The following is a 20,014-nucleotide window of genomic DNA, read 5'->3' on the forward strand; positions in this document are numbered from 1 at the left end:
TTGAGTGATATGAAAATGAAATAGCGCCATAGGTGATGTTTATAATCAGAGCCAAAGTATGGATTTAAAATGATATGGATCACATTTCTTATCGATGGGTGAACAATATTATTGTTATTATTTAGCGAATATTCTAGCGATTAATTAGTTTCCCTTTATGAGTATCAGGGTATTTGGGGCTGATATAAGCACGTAAATATTAATAAAAAAGAGTGCAATGAATGCACTCTTTTAAATATAAATATCAGTAATACCACGATCTTTATTGTGGGTAAGGCACCCAATCACCGCCATTTAACCGAATATAGGGTTTCCCCTGATATTGCATCACAATAGCATTATCATTTTCGGATATTACGGCGGTCTCTGGTAAGCCTTGTGTCAGGGTCTGCCAATCTACACTTGGGGTGGTAAACACTTTGCCATCCACCATGCGTGATACTAATTCAGAAATAGCCAAATAGCTGCTTGGCGCACTGACCACTACCGGGGTGGCAGGTTGTGGCGCTTTCATGCCAATCAACTTAATCCCGACCGGGATATGGGTGATGCTAGGGCTTGGGATATCGCGTAGACCAGACATCTGCATTTTATCACCAACCAGCGCTGCACCGTGCTCTGGCACCACGACTACCATGACTTTCCGACCCGATTTCTCCAGCTCTTCGAGGAAGGTGTTCAACTGGTCAAATAGGGTTTGGGCGCGGGCACGATAATCAGCCGATTTATTGGTGCCGACGAAACGATTACCATCATGTAAGGGTATGATATTCATGAAAGTTGCGCTGCGAGTATCACCGCCATTCTTCTGCTGTTCCAGCCAACGATTCAGTAGTTCCAGATCGTTATAAATCGGCTCACCGTCAAAGGAAGCCAATTGATTACTAATACCTTTCTGCGACATCATCGGTGCGCGCATATTGCCGTCATCCTGGATGTTTTGCAGATAGTTACCAAAGACACCGGAATGATCCATCATCAACTGTGAGGTAAATCCAAGTTTAGCTAGGTTATCAAACAGATAGCATTGTTGATCTTGTGGCTGATACAGATCTTTATGGGATGACTGGCCGCAACTGGCGCGTAACAGGCGGATAGACGCCGGGCCACTGTAGGCGGTGGCTGAGTTGAAGTTTTTGAACAGAATATCAAACTTGCTCCACAGCGGGTGTTTATCCAGTTGAATAGCCTCAATATCTGACCATGACAGTGAACAGATATTAATAACTAATAAATCAAAGGGTTGTGCGTCTCCTGGCAGTGAGGCCGGGAATGTCGTGTGACGAGTTTTCTCTTGCTCATAAAAAGCATTCAGATGAGCGGTAAGATTTGCATCGGTAGGCGGGCCACCGGCTTCAACAGGGTTGCTCCCGGCTGCTGCTGAGGGTTGATCCGTGCTCGCTGGCGCAGTTGTCGCTGCCGTCTCCGCACTGGGAGCCAGAGAAAATGCTGGCCCGGCAATACCGGCGACGTTCAGCCAGATCATAGCGGCGACGACAAAAACGGTGACGCGAATCCATTGTGAAATAAACAGGTAGCCTACCAGAATGACAAAAGCGGTTCCTATCATCGCCCAGTTAATGAAACGGCTAAGTAATTCAATTAGATAGCTAAAGCTAAAGCCCGTGATCTGTGAGCCTTGGCTCATGATGCTGTTGATACCCGGCAGCCAGGTATCGTGATAAAGCAAGCCGATACCAATGGGGATGGCTAGCCAATGACGCCAGCGGTGGACACGATATGCTGGGATCGGGAACAGAAGAAAGGCCAGAAACACCAGGTTTGCCAGCGGGTGGAAGTTCAGATAACCAAACCACAGTAGGGCAAATTTGAGGAGGAAGTAGTAGTTCCATGCACCCAAACCGCGCCAATAACGCCACGGGCTCTGCGACTCTTGCTGTTTATTTTTTGCGTTCATGGTTATTTCTTAGTCTGTGAAGATGAGCCATCACGCAACCAGATCCCTTCTGATTTTAAATAGCGCGCGGATATGAATAAATGCTGTTTTTTCTCCCACCACCGTGGAAACCAGCGGCGAGCCATATAGCCCATTGGGAAAAAAATAATGGCCCCCAGCAACAGAATTTGCCAAATATCATTAAGATTCATTGGGCGTTCTCCTGAGAACCGATATTCAGTGTCAGTGGCACGGGGGTGTGTCGGGCGCGTGCCGTTTGCTCTGGCACATCAACTTCTTGTTTATAAGTCTTTTTATCACCAGTGGCTTGCCATACCTCGGGAGTATTTATCATTCGGTTCATCTCCGAGATGATTTCTTGATCCTGATACCACACCAGCCGGTTACTGAATGCTTCGGCTACTGGTAAGCGGAAAATATGGCTTAATGCAGTATCTAAGTCATTGATACGGCATGTGGAAAGGAATAATAACACCCGATTATCAGACACCGTCACCACGTCGCCATAGCGGCGCAAATGGCACAGCGTCAGTGCCTGACGCGCCTGTAGCCCCGGCACGGCCCGTAGTGCGACTAATACACCTTTGCCGTTTTCCGGTAACAAGGTGTTGTTCATGAGCTGCAATACCGATTGGCAGAACTCCGTAGGGGGCAGATAGCCTTTGAGTTGAAGGGGGCGCAATGCTTCCAGTAGTGCATTGATATCTTCTGGAACATGGCGTGAGAAGCGCTGCCCCTGAATCCCTTCCAGCATGGTCAGAAAACGCGACAGTGGCGCAACATGGGGCACAATCAGATTGGCCCCGCAGGCCAGTAACAAGCGCTCGTCGCTGTAGCGCAAGCTGGCGTGCATTTCGCGCACCACAATTTTGACGCTATTGCCGCGTTGACGGCGGATGTTGTGGATTTGATGCGCCATTTCATCAATCTGCTCACTCTGATTCAGCGCAAAAATAAGTGTTGCGGCGTGCGCTGTCATTGCGCGCTGAGCCAGAGAGGTATTGGATTCCAGCAGTTGCCAGTGGGTAGAAAGGGGTGGCGCACCTTCCAGAATACTGGTTTCGGCTAAATACAGATGCTCATCATTGCGTGATTGCGGCAGAGCTTGCTGGACTTCATCCGCCATGCTCCAGCCTTGCTCATCGGCTTCGAGCAAAACCAACTGGTTGGCGGTCACCCCTTTTACCGTGCTCCACCAGGAAACCACATATTGTGCATTATCCTGCTGCCATTGCAGATTAGCTAAACCTTGTAAATAACGGTGCTGACTGACCAACTGATTTTTGATTTTATTAATGCCAGTGCTATGACAAATCACCAGTAATGTGCAGTTCTGGGTTTCCAGCCATTGTTGAATATGTTGTAGCCATTGCTGCATTTCTTCGCTGGTAAAGGTTTGCCACAGATTCGCGGGTGCAAACAAAATGAAGAGTCGCTGTTGTGGACGTAGCGAACGCATTAAATCATGAGTTAAATATTTTAAGGCGTTTTTTTGAGCAGGTAAGGTAAATAGCGGTAATTTACTGGGGCCAGAATCACCAATATTGTTCAAGATATTTTCAGGTTTTTGTCCTGAACAAATCAATGCTGCTCGGGTATTTTCAGGTTGGCTACGAATAATCTGCTGGCAGAATAAATTAGCGTCAACTTGACGTTCAATATTGATCCAATAGAATCCAGGAGCCTGCATGACGGCTAATTCATCCCAGATTTTTCGAACACCTAATGAGAAAGATCGTGACATGGATTCTTTATCTGCTTTCGTTAAAGTGCTATTGGGCCAATGACTGGATAAATTCAAAGAACAATTGTAACATTGCAATAAGTATTAACCAATCTCCCTGCCTTGATATTAATCTAAGACTCATCTTATTGGGAGAAAGTATACTCCACTTATTGTTATACTTAATTACCATAGCCTATTTTCTAAAGGCGGATAAATGAAGACGATAATAAATCGATTCCATGAGAAAACTTCACTTGAAGCTCAGGATGATCTACTAGCATTAAGTCAGGCTTTCTCGTTACCCACGTTAAGTTATGTCGATATTGTCCGCCAGGAACGATTAACTAAAATGATGGCTCGCTGGCCATTGCTAGCCGAATTAGCGCAATCCGCAGGGAGTGAATAGTCTATGCCGGTATTGGCATTACAAGGTGTAAGAGGGGGCATTGGTACAACCTCGGTCACCGCAGCTCTGGCTTGGGCATTACAGCAACTGGATGAATCGGTTTTGGTGATCGATTTTTCACCGGATAATTTACTGCGATTGCACTTTAACATGAGTTTTGAGCAATCCCGTGGTTGGGCTAAAGCTGAAGTGGATGGCGAAGGCTGGCAGCAAGGGGCGATGCGCTATACCGAGAAGCTGGATTTCTTACCGTTCGGTCAACTGACTCAAGTTGAAAACGAACAACTCAGTGCATCGTTGCAGCAACATCCTCGTCAATGGCAGGAGAACCTGTCCCGACTGCTTGCCAATGCGAGTTATCGCTGGATTTTGTTGGATATCCCCGCCGGTGATAGCGCATTTACCCGTCAGGCACTGGCGCTGGCTGATCAAACCCTGATTCTGATTCATGCCGATGCCAGTTGCCATATCCGCCTGCATCAGCAAAATTTGCCTGCCGGCTGCCATTTTCTACTTAATCAGTTCTCTGCCAGCAGCCGTTTACAACAGGATTTACATCAGCTCTGGCTGCAAAGTCTGGATAGCTTATTACCCATATTTATTCATCGCGATGAAGCAGTGGCCGAAGCATTGGCAGCCAAACAGCCATTGGGTGAATACAGTGCGCAAAGCCTGGCGGCAGAAGAAGTGATGACTCTGGCAAATTGGTGCCTGATCAATGCTACGGAAAGCAGCCTATGAATCGCCTGATGCGGATGTTATTCCTCACCCCGGTCTATCAAGGGATGCGCCGCCGCTATCATCTCTATATGCAGCAAGGCTGTACTGTGCTCACGGCGTTTCTCACTACGCTGGCGCTGCCATTGTGCTGGATCTTCCTGCGTCTGGAGTCCCCAAGCTGGCAAAGCGTGATACAACACCGCACTTACTGGTTCCCGCAAATTTCCCCGAATCGCCCACGTTTGGGTGATGGTTTACGTTATCTGTTGCAAGGGTTGTGGCTGTTATTAATCCGTCCGCAATCTGATCATGATAAAAAACGTCAGCCAGCGGCGGCCGGTAAAGGTTGGGTAAAAAACAAAAGACAAGGATATATCAGTTGGTTGGGGAGTGTGCCGCAGCGATTTGAACTCCAGCGAATAGAAACGTCAGTCGCCACCCGATTAAGCCAGTTCTCAAGGCGTACCCGCCGTATCCTGTTTATTATTTTGGGTATTTTCACCGGTATCTTAGCCCTGCTGTGCATCTCACAGCCATTCGGTATGATGGCGCAATTCGTGTTTGTATTGTTGCTGTGGGCCATTGCTATGGTGGTGCGGCGCGTACCAGGGCGCTTGCCTACCCTGATGCTGATTGTGCTGTCGTTAACGGTTTCCTGCCGCTACTTATGGTGGCGCTATACCGAAACACTTAACTGGGATGACCCTGTCAGTCTGGTGTGCGGTTTATTATTACTGTTAGCTGAAACTTATGCTTGGGTGGTGTTGGTATTGGGTTATTTCCAGACTATTTGGCCGCTCAACCGCCAGCCAGTGCCTATGCCGGAAGATATCAATAGCTGGCCAACCATTGATTTGATGGTGCCGACTTATAACGAAGACCTCGGTGTAGTGAAACCAACCATTTATGCCGCGTTGGGCATTGATTGGCCGAAAGACAAAATCAATATCTATATTCTGGATGATGGTAACCGGCCCGCGTTTAAAGCATTCGCCGCAGAAGTGGGGGTGAATTACATTGCTCGCCCTACTCATGAGCATGCCAAAGCCGGCAATATCAATAATGCGCTGAAACAAGCTACCGGTGAGTTTGTCGCTATCTTTGACTGTGACCATGTGCCTACCCGCTCTTTCCTGCAACTGACTGTCGGCTGGTTCTTTAAAGATAAAAAGCTCGGCATGATTCAGACGCCGCATCACTTTTTCTCACCCGACCCCTTTGAGCGCAATCTGGGGCGTTTTCGTCAAACCCCCAATGAAGGCACGTTATTCTACGGCCTGGTACAAGACGGCAACGATATGTGGGATGCGACTTTCTTCTGTGGCTCTTGCGCCGTGTTGCGCCGCAGTGCGCTAGATGAGGTGGGTGGGATCGCGGTGGAAACGGTTACCGAAGATGCTCATACCTCATTGCGTCTGCACCGCAAAGGTTACACCTCAGCTTATATCCGTATTCCGCAGGCGGCCGGATTAGCAACCGAAAGTTTGTCAGCACATATCGGGCAGCGAATCCGCTGGGCGCGTGGCATGGTGCAAATCTTCCGGTTGGATAACCCGCTGTTGGGCAAAGGGCTGAAATTTGTCCAGCGCTTGTGCTATGCCAACGCCATGTTGCACTTCTTATCCGGCATTCCGCGCTTGATCTTCCTGACCGCGCCGCTGGCATTTCTGTTGCTGCATGCTTACATCATTTTTGCACCGGCACTGGCGATTGCTCTTTATGTGTTGCCGCATATGATTCACGCCAGCCTTACCAACTCCCGCCTACAGGGTAAATATCGCCACTCATTCTGGAGTGAAATCTATGAAACGGTGCTGGCCTGGTATATTGCCCGCCCGACCACCGTGGCACTGCTCAATCCCCATAAAGGGACATTTAACGTCACGGCAAAAGGCGGTTTGGTCGAAGCGCAACATGTGGATTGGGTGATAACCCGTCCTTATATGGCGCTGGTACTGTTGAATCTGGCGGGTTTGATTGCAGGCTTGTGGCGCCTGGGTTATGGCCCGGCGACTGAAATCATGACCGTGGTGATTAGCCTGGTGTGGGTCATTTATAATATGACGATTTTAGGCGGGGCTGTAGCGGTGGCGGTTGAGGCCAAACAAGTTCGCCAATCCCACCGTGTCGAGATTGCCATGCCCGCAGCGGTGGCGCGTGCTGATGGCCACTTGTTCTCCTGCACCCTACGCGACTATTCCGATGGTGGGGTAGGGATCGAAATGCGTGAAGCCGGGTTACTAAAAGATGGCGAAGCAGTACATCTGCTGCTTAAACGCGGCGCACAGGAATATACCTTCCCGTGTGAAGTTACCCGTGCCTTTGGCACCAAAGTCGGGATGCGGATGCATCAACTGAGTGTGTCCCAACATATTGATTTTATACAGTGTACTTTTGCTCGCGCTGACACGTGGGCGCTGTGGCAGGATGGCTTCCCAGAAGATAAACCGATTGAAAGCCTGCGTGATGTTTTGGCGCTGGGCTTTAGAGGCTATGTCCGTATGGCCAGCTATGCTCCACCGGTAATTCGAAATGTATTGATAGGATTTACCTCCCTGATTGCCTGGATTGCATCGTTTGTACCCCATGGCGTGGATAAAAATCAGGCTCCGAGTAGCCAGGGCCAGACAGTGGCTCAACATTGATGATGATATGATGACGAGAAAAATAACCTGGTTTACCGCACTGGCTTTGGGATTGACGCCATTCACCCATGCCGAAACACCAGCAGTTCCGTCGCTTCAATCGGCGGCCTCGACGACTGCCGCCGTAGCAACAGTGGATTTAGCACCCGTCGCTCCGGCGGCATTGCCGAATGTTCCCGTTCGCGATGTGGCTTACACCTTTGCCAAGATTGCCCCGCCACCGGGGACATTCGCCTTGCGCGGCACTAATCCAGAAGGGGTGATTGAATTCGGCGTGCGTAGTGATGAAGTGGTCACTCATGCGATGTTAAACCTCGAATTTACGCCATCACCTTCACTTATCCCGGTGGAATCACAGGTTAAAGTCTTTCTGAATGATGAGCTGATGGGGGTCACGGCAATCACTAAAGATCAACTGGGTAAACCAACACGGTTCCAGTTGCCGATTGATCCACTTTATATCAGTGATTTCAATCGGCTGCGGTTAGTGTTTGTCGGCCACTATCAAAACATTTGTGAGAATCCGGCCAGTAATACGCTGTGGCTGGATATCAGCAAATCCAGCTCGTTGGATTTACGCTATCAATCATTGTCAGTCAAAAATGATTTGTCCCATTTTCCTGAGCCTTTCTTTGATGCACGGGATAACCGCCCGCTAACTTTACCCGTCGTTTTCGCTGCGGCACCGGATGTGGCGCAGCAGCGCGCGGCCTCTATTTTGGCATCGTGGTTGGGTGACAAAGCGCAATGGCGTGGGCAGAACTTCCCGGTTTTGTATAATCAGCTGCCGACTCAACATGCGGTGGTGTTTGCTACTAATGCTCAACGCCCTGATTTCTTGAAAGATTACCCGCCGGTCAAAGCACCGACAGTAGAGATTATCAGTCATCCGGATAACCCGTATGTGAAGCTGTTACTGATTCTGGGCCGTGATGATAATGACCTAATCACGGCGGCACAGGGGATAGCGCAAGGCAATATCCTGTTCCGTGGTCAAAATGTGACAGTAGATAGAGTCGAGCAACTGGCACCACGCCAGCCTTATGATGCGCCAAACTGGGTGCGTACCGACCGGCCAATGACTTTTGCTGAGCTACAGCAATATCCGGATCAGTTACAAACCACCGGTTTGTTGCCGCCGCCGATTTCATTATCGCTGAACCTGCCACCGGACTTGTTCCTGATCCGCAGTGCGGGTATTGATATGCGTTTGAAATATCGTTACACGTCAACGCGCCTGATGGATGGTTCCCGCTTAAGTATCAGCCTGAATAATCAGTTTGTGCAGGACTATCCGCTGTCACCGAATACGCCGGAAGACAGTAAAATACTGCGCCTGCCCTTACTGCAAGGCTTACAAGACTCCGCCAAGCGGTTGACCATTCCGGCATTGAAACTGGGGGCCACCAACCAGCTACGCTTTGATTTTGACTACAGCACCTTGTTGGCGAGTGGCGCGGAAGGGCGCTGTGAAACCTACTCTACCGCGCCAAACCACGCGGTGATTGATGGTAACTCCACTATCGATTTCTCCGGTTACCGCCACTTTATGGAAATGCCAGATTTACGGGCATTTGCTAATGCCGGCTTCCCATTCAGTCGCATGGCAGACCTCTCCGAAACCCTGGTCTTGGTGCCACCAAAACCTGCGCCGTCACAGCTGACTACGTTGTTAAATACCGTGGGCAATATTGGGGCACAAGTTGGTTACCCAGCCGTGGGGATCAACATCACTGACGATTGGTCACAGGCGAAAGACCAAGATGTCGATGTGCTGATTATCGGCACCATTCCACCAGAGTTACGTGATGACCAGAAGATTAACCTGCTGGTGGATCAAACCCAGAGCTGGGTCAAAATGCCAAATCGTCAAACGGGCTTGCCGGACATGTTGGCTCCCGCTTCCGATAGAGTGGCGGACAGCAAAACGACCGTCAGCTCTGAAGGGGCGATGTCGGCCATTATCGGCGTGCAGTCACCTAACTTCCCGCAGCGCAGTATCGTGGCGTTATTGGCTGACAGTCCGCATGGCTACAGTTTATTGAATAATGCACTGCTCGACAGTGGCAAACGTGAGGCGGTGTTTGGCTCGGTCGCGGTTATCCGTGAGTCAGGCGTTAACAGCCTGCGCGTTGGCGACACCTATGATGTAGGCCATTTGCCATGGTGGGAACGCATCTGGCATACCTTATCTACCCATCCGGTTCTGCTGGCGGGTGTTGCAGTGTTAGTCGTGGTGATTGCTGCAATGATGGCCTGGCGCTTGTTACGCCTGATTAGTCGCCGCCGGTTATCACCTGATGAGAGAGATTAATTCTGATGGTCGTGATGTTTAAACGACTGGTATGCATCCTGCTGCTGCTTGCCAGTTTTGGTAGCGCAGCAGCTTGTGATTGGCCAGCATGGCAGCAGTTCAAACAACACTATATCAGTGAGTCGGGGCGGGTTATCGACCCCAGCAACCCAAAGAAAATAACCACGTCGGAAGGGCAGAGTTACGGCTTGTTTTTTGCGCTGGTGGCAGATGATCGCGAGACATTCGATCGATTACTCACCTGGACGGAAAACAACTTGTCGGCGGGAGATTTAACCGCCCGTTTGCCCGCATGGTTGTGGGGACAACGCAATGAACATAGCTGGGATATTCTCGACCCAAACTCGGCCTCGGATGCTGATTTATGGATTGCTTACAGCTTATTAGAGGCAGGCCGATTGTGGGATACCCGCCGCTACCAGACCATGGGAACGCTGCTGCTGCAACGCATTGCCAAAGAAGAAGTGGTAAATATTCCCGGCTTGGGTGAAATGTTATTACCGGGCAAAATTGGCTTTAATAATGAAGACCGTTGGCGGCTTAATCCAAGCTATTTGCCACCACAATTGCTGGCGCGTTTCGCTTCCTTTGCCGGGCCGTGGAAAGCTATGGTGAAAACAAATCAGCGGCTATGGCTGGAAACAGCACCGCAGGGTTTCAGCCCTGATTGGGTGGTGTGGCAAAAAGATAAAGGCTGGCAGTCGGATGAAACGCACCCAAATCTCGGTAGCTACGATGCGATTCGTACTTACTTATGGGCTGGGATGTTAGCCAATAACAGTCCGCAAAAGGCGGCACTTATCCAGCGCTTCCAACCGATGGCTGAAATCACCCGGCAGCAAGGTTTGCCTCCGGAAAAGGCCGACACGTTGACCGGCAAAACAACCGGTGATGGGCCAGTTGGCTTTTCGGCGGCACTATTGCCGTTTTTAGCCAGCAGTCACGCACCGTTTAATCAGCAGGCGCTTAGCCAACAACAAAAGCGGGTACAAGATTCACCTCCGGGAGCCGATGCTTACTACAGTGCGGTGCTGACACTGTTTGGTCAGGGATGGGCACAACATCGTTATAGCTTTAATCGTCAGGGTGAGCTTCAGCCCTCATGGAACAGTCAATGCGCAACATTAAAATAAACTGGCTGTTAAGCCTGGTGTTATTGCCTCAAGCCTTTATTGGTGTGGCGCGTGGGGCCGAAGCTGTCTCGCCAACCCAGTTTTTACTCGAACAGGTACGATTGGGCGAGGCGACTAATAAAGATGAGTTGGTTAAGCAGTCACTGTATCGCCTGAACATGATGGACCCGAATAACCCGGATGTCATTGCGGCGGGAATACGTCAGGCATTGCGGCAAGGGAATCTGGCGCAAGCACAGAAACAACTGGATCAGTTGCAACAATTGGCACCTGGCTCTGAGGTGTATCGTCGCGCTAAGCTGATGTTGGCCATGACAAAACCAGAGGTGCGTCAGCAATTGCAGGAGGCGCGTCTGTTGGCAACCGCCGGGCGAGTCGCAGAAGCAAAAGTTAAATATGATCAGTTGCTACAAGGGAATCCACCTACATTGGATCTGGCGGTTGAATATTGGCGGCTGGTGGCGCGGTTACCGGGTCAGGAAGCGCTGGCTACCCAGAAACTTACTTCGTTAGACCAACAATATCCCGGCAATGTCGCTCTGCGCATGGCACTGGCGCGCATGTATTTCAGCCAACAAAAGGCTGCACAGGGCTACGCGATGTTGGAGAAAGTGGCCACCGACCCTACCGGAACGTCAGATGCTGCTGATTTGTGGATGGATACCATCAAAACGATGACGGTAAGCCCGCAAAGCGTCGCCGCATTGACCCATTTTCTTAATGTGTTTTCAACCGGCCCACAAGCAGATATTGCTCGCAAAGAGCTGGCTAATCAGCAAGCGATGTTAGCCGATCCTACTTATCAGGCGCGGTTAAGTGGGCTGGCGAAAGTTGACAGTGGTAGTGGCGCGGCCGCAATACCGGCATTGAAACAAGCATTGGCGGCCTCACCCAATGATCCAGAAATACTGGGCGCACTGGGGCTGGCCTATGCCCGTGCGGGAGATCGTGCACAGGCTTTGCGGTTGTTTGAACAGGCACAAAAATCAGATAAAGACGGCCTGAAGAGTGATAAATGGGCCAGTTTGATTAAGACCAACCGCTACTGGTTGCTGAATGATGAAGGTGATAAAGCGCTGAAAACCGGCAATACTGCACTGGCCCAGCAAAAATATCAGCAGGCGCGTCAAATAGATGGCAGCGACAGTTATGCACTGATTGGTTTGGGTGATGTGGCCGTGGCCCGTCATGATGATAAAACTGCCGAGCAGCATTACCAGCAGGCATTGCGTCTGGATCCAGCCAACAGCAGCGCGGTGCGTGGCCTGGCAAATATCTATCAACGTGAATCCCCACAAAAAGCACTCAATTACCTGAATAATTTGCCGCGCAGCCAACAGGCCAAAATGCGCGACACACTCAGTAGCCTGCAATTGGATATGCTGAAACAGCAGGCTGAAACGTTGGCGGCACAGCAACAATGGCATCAGGCGGCAGAGAAGTACCGGCAGGCACAAAAGCTGGCACAGGATGATGTCTGGATAACTTACCGGTTGGCACAAGCATTGGCGCAAGATGGTCATTCGGCACAGGCGGATGCAGAGTTCCACCAATTAGCCAGTCGCAAACCGGGTGACCCAGAGCAGGTCTATGCTTACGCACTCTATCTTTCCAGCACCGGGCGAGATAGCCAGGCAGTGGCACATCTGGCCACACTGCCAGCGGCGCAATGGAACGATAATATTCGTGAATTAGATCAGCGCTTGAAATTAGATCAAGTGCTGACATTGGCGCGCCAGCTGCGGGAAAATGGTGATGAAATCGGTGCGATAACCGCGTTACGTCAACAACCTGCGAATACACAAATTGACCTGACACTGGCCGATTGGGCGCTGGAACGCGGCGATTACAGTGAAGCGCTAGCGGGCTATCAGCGTATTCGGGCGCGCGAGCCGCAAAACCCTGATGCGCGTTTGGGGGAAATTGAGGCTTATATTGCCGAAGGCCGCCTTAGCGATGCACGTCAGCATTTGCAAACTGAACCACTGACCGGCGAAAGTGCCAGCTTAAATACTCAACGGCGGGTCGCCAATGCCTGGAGCGGTGTAGGCGAACCACAAAAAGCAGCCGATATCTTCCAACGGTTGAAACCAGCTGCCGCTAAGGGCGCACCATCACAGGATCATGCGCTGGTGTTTCGTGACTCGGCTCGTTTAGCACAATCACAAGGGCAGCCAGCTGCAGCGCAAGATGATTTCAAGCAGGCGATGGTCGCCAGCGGTATTGCACCGACATTGCCGACAGATAATGACAGCTATACCTTGCTAACACGCAATCAGGCCACGGATGATTGGCTCAAACGTGGCATTCGTGCTGATGCTGCCGACCTCTATCGTCAGCAGGATACCCGCGTCACATTGGATCAGGATTATCTACGTTCCAGCGGTACTGAAGGGATTTCTGACCTCAGCGCCTACAACACTATGTTGCAGGTAGATACTGCGCTCGCCGATGGTCGGGCATTCTTCCGCACAGATACTGTGCAGATGGATGCAGGCACACTGGATGCCAATACTCGGTATAAAGCGGGGACGTGTTATCGCTCCGAAACGGTTTGTCAGACGGATTTACATCAACGGGCAACAGGGACCAGTGTGGCTGTTGGCTGGCAGAATGACAGTTGGGCTACGGATATTGGCACCACCCCGATGGGGTTCGATGTGGTTGATGTGGTCGGTGGTGTAGCCTATAGCAACAGTTGGAATCACATTGGCTGGACAGCAACCGCTTCACGGCGGCCGATATCCAGCTCATTGTTGGCCTTTGCCGGTGCAACAGATCCGAATACCCACATCACCTGGGGGGGCGTGCGCGCCAGTGGCGTAAGCCTCGGAACTAGCTATGATCGGGGTGAAGCCAACGGGGTCTGGAGTGACTTGAGCTATCATTATCTGACGGGGAAAAATGTGGCCGATAACCAACGGCTACGTTTTATGACCGGCTATTATTATAAGCTGATCAATGAAGATAACCGCCGTTTGACTGTCGGGTTGAATGGTATGTGGTGGCATTATCAAAAAGACCTCAGCGGTTATACCTTGGGCCAGGGCGGGTATTACAGTCCACAGAAGTATTTGTCACTGGCTATTCCGGTGAACTATCGGCAGCGGACGGATAACTGGTCATGGGAGTTAGGTGGGTCGATTTCATTGTCGCATTCAGCCACCAATGATAGGGCGCGTTATCCGATTCAAAGTCTGCTTCCGGCTCCGGTTATTGACCCAGACACAAATCGGCCAAAAAACATTTCAGATCGTTATGATATTGATGGTGGTGAAAGCAGCAATGGTGTGGGCTACACCTTACGAGCATTGATTGAGCGCCGTCTGAGTTCGCACTGGACCCTGGGTGCAGGAGTGGATATCCAGCAAGCAAAAGATTATACCCCAAGTCATGCGCTGATTTACCTGCGCTACTCAATGGCTGGCTGGCAGGGCGACCTGGATATGCCACCACAACCGTTAGTGCCTTACTCAGACTTCAAGTAAACTAGCCGTCGAGCTTATTTGCATAAAAAAGCAACTTCACCGTAGTTAATCGCACGTTGAAGTTGCGATCCTGATAGGAAAAGACCGAAACCCACGGTATTCTTCCCAACCGGTTTGGTTTCGCAAGATAAAACCTGAGGGTGATCGGGTATACTCGGACAGAATCGATGAGTCGCTGCATCACTGTGGCAGCCATGTTATTTTATTCAGTCGGAATGGGTGGGAGTGAGTTTGCGGGTAAGGCGTTCATTAACGATTAAGCAAATGGCGGCAGTGGCAGTTGTTGCACTGGTCACCATCTGTATTTTTATCGTTCTTCAGTTGTTCCATTTTGTGCAGCAGCGCAAAGATGACTACGCCAAGCAGTTGGAGAGTATCGCTTATTCTGTGCGCCAACCGCTATCTGAAGCAATCTTAAGTGTAGATATTCCACAAGCTAAAAAAATCCTCAATAGCTTACTGCCCATTGGTATTCTTAGCCGTGCCGATGTGATTCTGCCTAATCAAATTCAGGTCTTGCACGCAAGTTTCCCTAGCGAGCGGCCAGTTCCTCGCTGGGCCAAACGTATTTTTGCTCTGCCCGTTCAGATAACGGTGCCACTGTATTCACTGGAGCGAGTCCCTGCTAATCCGCAACCACTGGCACATTTGGTGTTACGTGTGGACTCGTATCGTATGTATCAGTTTATCCTGAGTACCTTGTCAGCAATGCTTTCGACTTATTTGCTGCTAGCGCTGGTACTTTCGGTGTCTATTGCCTGGTGTATTAATCGCTTGATTATTCACCCACTGCGGGCGATGGCTAAAGAGCTGGAACATATTGGTCAACAAGGTGTGCTAAATCACCAACTGACCATGCCTGCCCATCATCAGGATGATGAACTGGGTATATTGGTTCGCAATTACAACCGTAACCAGCAACTGTTAACTGAGGCTTATACCGATATCAGTTGCCGCCATAGCGACCAATTGTCCGAGCGATACAAAGCACAAAAGCAACTGACGCACGAAAATGACATTACTCAGGCGATCGAAAATGGTGATTTAGCCCTGTTTTTACAGCCGCAGTGGGATATGAAAGAGCCGCGGGTTATTGGCGCAGAGGCATTATTGCGTTGGCGTCAGGCTGATGGCAGTTATCGTTTACCTTCTGAGTTTGTTCCAGATGCGGAAGAGAGCGGTGCGATGATACCGCTGGGCGATTGGGTGCTGGAAGAGGCTTGCCGTATTCTGGCTGACTGGAAGGCACAAGGAATTACCTTGTCATTGGCGGTTAATATTTCCGGTTTGCAAGTGCAATGTGAGCATATCCTGACTCACCTACGAGCTATCATCAATCGCTATAATATTGACCCACGCCAATTGGTGCTGGAGATTACTGAGACTGCGCGTATTCATAACCTTGATGCAGCACTGATGTTGCTGCGCGAGTTACGAGGGCTTGGCTTATCAGTCGCGCTGGATGATTTTGGTACAGGGTATTCAAGTCTCCAATACCTTAACCATTTAAAAAGTTTACCGATCAACATCATCAAGCTCGATAAAAGTTTTGTGAAGCATTTACCAGAAGACGATGCAATGGCACATATTATTAGCACCATCTCTGATGTGTTAAAACTTCGCGTGATGGCTGAAGGTGTCGAAACTGAAGAACAACGGCAATGGCTACTTAAACACGGTATTCGATATGGTCAGGGTTTTTTATTTTCGGAGCCGTTATCACGCGAGGAATTCGATACTCGCTTTACCCTGCGCCCTTGACGCTACAGCTGTGTTAGCTTCCCTCACTTACCCGAATCACTGACTTGAGTCAGCTCATCGGGATGCATTCGTTTGCTGCCTTGCTGTAACGCCAATGGCTTTGGGTATTACCCTGCGTTCACGACGCTACAGCTGTGTTAGCTTCCCTCACTTACCCGAATCACTGACTTGAGTCAGCTCATCGGGATGCATTCGTTTGCTGCCTTGCTTTGCGCTTAATCACTGGGCTTTAGTCGAATGTCAGTCGTTTCGTCTAAATAGCAATAACAAAATATTATCCTTCCCTATTTTAAATAAAAATAAATTTTAATCTAAAATACCCATTTCTCCATACTTTGACGTGTATTGATACTAAATTACTCTCTGCGAGAATAAGGGAAATAATCGTTATTATATAAAAGTGATTAAAACTAACAATAATACCGACAAGAAAATATTCGACTGGCATCTATTTGGTTTATTCAAATCACTCATACAATATTAATACCTATCGAGTCAAGACTATTTATTTCGAAGGAGATCCCCTTCGAAATAGTCCCTGTCCCTTGCTATCTCTAGGCTATAACAAAAAATTTACAGTGCCAGTGCATTAGTCAAAACTATTTACTTTGAACCTTGTCACATAAATGAATATTCGTTCTATTAATTTCGAACTATTAGTCATGGATCTCGGAACTTTATATCAAAATAAATAGAATGACGTTTCATAAGTGAGATCTATATTTATCATAATAATTAATGTTATTTATTAAAATAAGGTAACTGTAATGAAATTTAAATTATTATCTCTGGCAGTGGCATCACTTATCAGCACCAGCGCAATGGCAGTAACCATTGACTATCGTCATGAAACACAAGACCAAAGTGGTAATAACCACAAAGACCGTTTATTAATGTCTCACCGCTTTGCTAATGGCTTCGGGTTATCTCTGGAAGGCAAATGGAAAAGTGCCAGTGACAAAGACAAGCCATTCCATGAAGGTGTGAGTAATGGTACAGAAGTGGTTGCCAGCTATGTCTATAAAATTGATAAGACATTCTCTATTGAGCCAGGTTTCTCATTAGATTCAAGCTCGACAGCTAACAACTATCGTCCTTATCTACGTGGTAAGGCAAATATCACTGATGATCTCTCTGTTTCATTGCGTTATCGTCCTTATTACAAACGCACCAGCGCCAATATTAATACGAAAAAAGATACGTCTGAGAATGGTTATAATCTGACGAGCGTCCTGAGCTACAAAATTTACAAAGATTTCCAATTAGACTATGAGCTGGATTATAAACAAGCCAATAAAGCCGGTGTCATTCTGTCTGATAACGAGAATTACGATTGGAGCCATGATTTTAAATTGACGTATAAGTGGGATAAGAACTGGTCGCCATATATGGCTATCGGTAATGTTTCCGGCAGCAAAAATACCGATGAACGTCAAACTCGTTATCGTGTAGGTATCAAATACAGCTTCTGATCCTCATTGAAATAATTAAATTCTGACCTCAGGGGTCACACCTCGCTATAACGATTTTTGACAGGTAACGAAGTAATGAAAAAAAGAGCGTTATTTTTGAGTATGGCAGCGCTGGCAACGCTGTATATACCCGCCGGACAGGCAGCGGATACTGACCGCCTGACCGTGGTAAAACAGTATGTCGACAATGTATTAAACAAGGCATCCGATACTTACCACGGAGATAAGCCCAGCCCGCTGCTGGCGGATGGTGTTGACCCCCGAACCGGACAGCAATTGGAATGGATATTCCCCGATGGCCGTCGGGCAGTATTATCAAACTTTTCAGCACAGCAAAATCTGATGCGCGTTATGAGTGGCTTGAGCCAACTCAGTGGTGATCCGCGCTACCAGAAACGTGCTGAAGATATTGTTCGCTATCACTTCCAGAACTATCAAGACCCAAGTGGCTTACTGTATTGGGGCGGACACCGGTTTGTTGATCTGAAAACCCTCCAACCAGAAGGGCCAAGTGAAAAAGAGATGGTGCATGAGCTGAAAAATGCCTATCCCTACTATGACCTGATGTTCAGTGTCGACAGTGATGCCACCGCTCGCTTTATTCGTGGTTTTTGGAATGCCCATGTTTATGATTGGCGTATTCTTGAAACCAGCCGCCACGGTGAATATGGCAAACCGATGGGCGCACTGTGGGAAAGCAAATTTGAGCAGCAACCACCTTTCTTTGCCACTAAAGGGCTGAGTTTCCTCAATGCGGGTAATGATCTGATTTATTCCGCCTCCCTGCTTTACAAACACCAGCAAGATCAGGGGGCGTTAACCTGGGCTAAGCGTCTGGCCGATCAGTATGTCTTGCCGCGTGATGCCAAAACGGGCCTCGGTGTTTATCAGTTTACACAAGCTCTGAAACGTGAAGAGCCAACAGATGATGCCGATACCCATTCCAAGTTTGGCGATCGTGCTCAGCGCCAGTTTGGCCCAGAGTTCGGCCCGACAGCACTGGAGGGCAATATGATGCTTAAAGGGCGCACCAGCACCCTTTATTCTGAAAATGCCTTGATGCAGTTGCAATTGGGTAAAGACTTAGGCCCGCAGGGGCAGGACTTGTTGAAATGGACAGTGGATGGTCTGAAAGCCTTCGCCAAATATGCCTATAACGATCAAGACAATACCTTCCGTCCAATGATAGCCAACGGGCAGGATTTGTCGAATTACACTCTGCCGCGTGATGGTTATTACGGCAAGAAAGGCACAGTGATCAAGCCATACAAGGCAGGTAATGAATTCCTGATTTCTTATGCACGTGCTTATGCTATCGACAATGACCCATTACTGTGGAAAGTGGCCCGCGGTATTGCCAACGACCAGGGGCTGGGTGATATCGGTACTGCACCGGGCAAAGAAGTCAAAGTCAATATGGACACCACCAACAGTGATCCTTACGCCTTGTTTGCTTTATTGGATCTCTACAATGCCAGTCAGGTAGCGGATTATCGCAAACTGGCGGAGAAAATTGGCGATAACATCATTAAAACACGTTATATCGACGGTTTCTTCATGGCTTCACCTGATCGCCAATATGCCGATGTTGATGCCATAGAGCCTTATGCTCTGCTGGCTCTGGAAGCATCATTGCGCAATAAACCACAGGCAGTGGCACCTTTCCTCAATGGTGCGGGTTTCACTGAAGGGGCCTATCGAATGGACGATGGTTCAGCACGGATTTCAACTCGTGACAATGAACTGTTCTTGCTCAATGTGGGTGAAAAGCTGCAACCAAACGGCCGTAAATAGTCCCGACAGCGGCCCGTGCTGGGGCCGCTGTTGGTAAAAAGTGCCGAGCAGCGGCTTCCCAGGGTCTGCTTGCCCGGCGCTTTTACCCACGGGTTCTCATCGTCGTGATAAAAAGGATAGGTTGATGAAAAAACAAGTTTTAGCCACAGTTTTGCTCGGTTCGTTGTTTTGCGCATCTGGCTATGCAGCACAAATTGTTGCTGTAACAGCATCCGGCTATGACAGTGAAAAAGGCCATGTTCCGGCGAATATCGCCGATGGTGACGTTAAAACGCGTTGGGCGGCGTCTGGTGAAAGTTGGGTGAAGCTTGAACTGGATAAAGAGCAATCCATTGAAAATATTCTGATTGTTCCGTTTAAACCCACCGAGCGGAAACTAAAGTTTTCCATTTTTTACTCCAATGATGGCAAGAGCTGGCAGCCGTTGGCAGAAGGTTTAGAAACATCTTCTGCAGATAAAAATGGTGAAAAACTGACTTTTGCACCCGTTACGGCTAAATATATCAAGTTGGATACTTTCGGTACGGACGTTAATAAGTGGAGTGCCATTAACGAAATTGCGATTAATAGTGCTGCTGCGTTACCCAGTCGGGCCATTAAATAACCCAGGCTGTTTTTGCTAATTGCCCCCTTCTCC

General features: G+C 49.0%; 13 protein-coding genes. 10 read left to right on the forward strand and 3 right to left on the reverse strand.

From position 1 onward, the window contains the following. Positions 1-262 precede the first annotated feature (262 nt). The 3 genes from bcsG to bcsE are packed head-to-tail and all read right to left on the reverse strand — an operon-like array spanning position 263 to position 3,662. Positions 263-1,918, reverse strand: coding sequence for a cellulose biosynthesis protein BcsG (gene bcsG, locus FTB31_RS12600; RefSeq protein WP_050076641.1), 1,656 nt, complete (start codon positions 1,916-1,918; stop codon positions 263-265). A gap of 2 nt (positions 1,919-1,920) precedes the next feature. Beyond that, positions 1,921-2,109, reverse strand: coding sequence for a cellulose biosynthesis protein BcsF (bcsF, locus tag FTB31_RS12605; RefSeq protein WP_050076642.1), 189 nt, complete (start codon positions 2,107-2,109; stop codon positions 1,921-1,923). Continuing rightward, positions 2,106-3,662 (reverse strand): cellulose biosynthesis protein BcsE, encoded by a 1,557-nt coding sequence (gene bcsE / locus FTB31_RS12610; RefSeq protein WP_050076643.1) that lies wholly within the window; start codon positions 3,660-3,662, stop codon positions 2,106-2,108. Before bcsE ends, bcsF begins: the two co-directional genes overlap by 4 nt. A gap of 196 nt (positions 3,663-3,858) precedes the next feature. Here bcsE and bcsR point away from each other — a divergent pair, with 196 nt between their 5' ends. The 10 genes from bcsR (at position 3,859) to FTB31_RS12660 (ending at position 19,981) form a co-directional block, all read left to right on the forward strand. After that, positions 3,859-4,050: a cellulose biosynthesis protein BcsR gene (gene bcsR / locus FTB31_RS12615; protein ID WP_050076644.1), complete on the forward strand. Its 192-nt coding sequence runs from the start codon at positions 3,859-3,861 to the stop codon at positions 4,048-4,050. Positions 4,051-4,053: 3 nt separating this feature from the next. Beyond that, positions 4,054-4,791 (forward strand): cellulose biosynthesis protein BcsQ, encoded by a 738-nt coding sequence (bcsQ, locus tag FTB31_RS12620; protein WP_227726498.1) that lies wholly within the window; start codon positions 4,054-4,056, stop codon positions 4,789-4,791. After that, positions 4,788-7,415, forward strand: a complete 2,628-nt coding sequence (bcsA, locus tag FTB31_RS12625; RefSeq protein ID WP_050076646.1) for a UDP-forming cellulose synthase catalytic subunit — start codon at positions 4,788-4,790, stop codon at positions 7,413-7,415. The genes bcsQ and bcsA overlap by 4 nt, the downstream gene beginning before the upstream one ends. Positions 7,416-7,425: 10 nt before the next feature. Then, positions 7,426-9,729, forward strand: a complete 2,304-nt coding sequence (gene bcsB, locus FTB31_RS12630; RefSeq protein WP_050076797.1) for a cellulose biosynthesis cyclic di-GMP-binding regulatory protein BcsB — start codon at positions 7,426-7,428, stop codon at positions 9,727-9,729. A 5-nt stretch (positions 9,730-9,734) separates the two neighbouring features. Continuing rightward, a complete protein-coding gene (gene bcsZ, locus FTB31_RS12635) occupies positions 9,735-10,862 on the forward strand; it encodes a cellulose synthase complex periplasmic endoglucanase BcsZ (protein ID WP_077294959.1) in 1,128 nt (375 codons plus the stop codon). Beyond that, entirely contained in the window at positions 10,844-14,350 is a 3,507-nt protein-coding gene (gene bcsC, locus FTB31_RS12640; RefSeq protein WP_077294958.1) for a cellulose synthase complex outer membrane protein BcsC, read from the forward strand. The genes bcsZ and bcsC overlap by 19 nt, the downstream gene beginning before the upstream one ends. A 231-nt stretch (positions 14,351-14,581) precedes the next feature. Continuing rightward, positions 14,582-16,111, forward strand: coding sequence for an EAL domain-containing protein (locus FTB31_RS12645; RefSeq protein ID WP_227728520.1), 1,530 nt, complete (start codon positions 14,582-14,584; stop codon positions 16,109-16,111). 767 nt (positions 16,112-16,878) lie between these two features. Next, positions 16,879-17,583: an oligogalacturonate-specific porin KdgM family protein gene (locus tag FTB31_RS12650; protein ID WP_077175025.1), complete on the forward strand. Its 705-nt coding sequence runs from the start codon at positions 16,879-16,881 to the stop codon at positions 17,581-17,583. A gap of 75 nt (positions 17,584-17,658) precedes the next feature. Next, positions 17,659-19,377, forward strand: coding sequence for a pectate lyase (locus FTB31_RS12655; RefSeq protein ID WP_050076650.1), 1,719 nt, complete (start codon positions 17,659-17,661; stop codon positions 19,375-19,377). 124 nt (positions 19,378-19,501) lie between these two features. Continuing rightward, complete coding sequence (locus tag FTB31_RS12660; RefSeq protein ID WP_227726496.1) at positions 19,502-19,981, forward strand: discoidin domain-containing protein; 480 nt, start codon at positions 19,502-19,504, stop codon at positions 19,979-19,981. Positions 19,982-20,014 lie beyond the last annotated feature (33 nt).

This window comes from Yersinia proxima, from assembly GCF_902170785.1.
Lineage (GTDB): Bacteria > Pseudomonadota > Gammaproteobacteria > Enterobacterales > Enterobacteriaceae > Yersinia > Yersinia proxima.

Coding starts and splice junctions, on each gene's coding strand:
- bcsG (WP_050076641.1), bottom strand. CDS start 1,918: ATGAACGCAAAAAATAAACAGCAAGAGTCGCAGAGCCCGTGGCGTTAT.
- bcsF (WP_050076642.1), bottom strand. CDS start 2,109: ATGAATCTTAATGATATTTGGCAAATTCTGTTGCTGGGGGCCATTATT.
- bcsE (WP_050076643.1), bottom strand. CDS start 3,662: ATGTCACGATCTTTCTCATTAGGTGTTCGAAAAATCTGGGATGAATTA.
- bcsR (WP_050076644.1), top strand. CDS start 3,859: ATGAAGACGATAATAAATCGATTCCATGAGAAAACTTCACTTGAAGCT.
- bcsQ (WP_227726498.1), top strand. CDS start 4,054: ATGCCGGTATTGGCATTACAAGGTGTAAGAGGGGGCATTGGTACAACC.
- bcsA (WP_050076646.1), top strand. CDS start 4,788: ATGAATCGCCTGATGCGGATGTTATTCCTCACCCCGGTCTATCAAGGG.
- bcsB (WP_050076797.1), top strand. CDS start 7,426: ATGACGAGAAAAATAACCTGGTTTACCGCACTGGCTTTGGGATTGACG.
- bcsZ (WP_077294959.1), top strand. CDS start 9,735: ATGGTCGTGATGTTTAAACGACTGGTATGCATCCTGCTGCTGCTTGCC.
- bcsC (WP_077294958.1), top strand. CDS start 10,844: ATGCGCAACATTAAAATAAACTGGCTGTTAAGCCTGGTGTTATTGCCT.
- FTB31_RS12650 (WP_077175025.1), top strand. CDS start 16,879: ATGAAATTTAAATTATTATCTCTGGCAGTGGCATCACTTATCAGCACC.
- FTB31_RS12655 (WP_050076650.1), top strand. CDS start 17,659: ATGAAAAAAAGAGCGTTATTTTTGAGTATGGCAGCGCTGGCAACGCTG.
- FTB31_RS12660 (WP_227726496.1), top strand. CDS start 19,502: ATGAAAAAACAAGTTTTAGCCACAGTTTTGCTCGGTTCGTTGTTTTGC.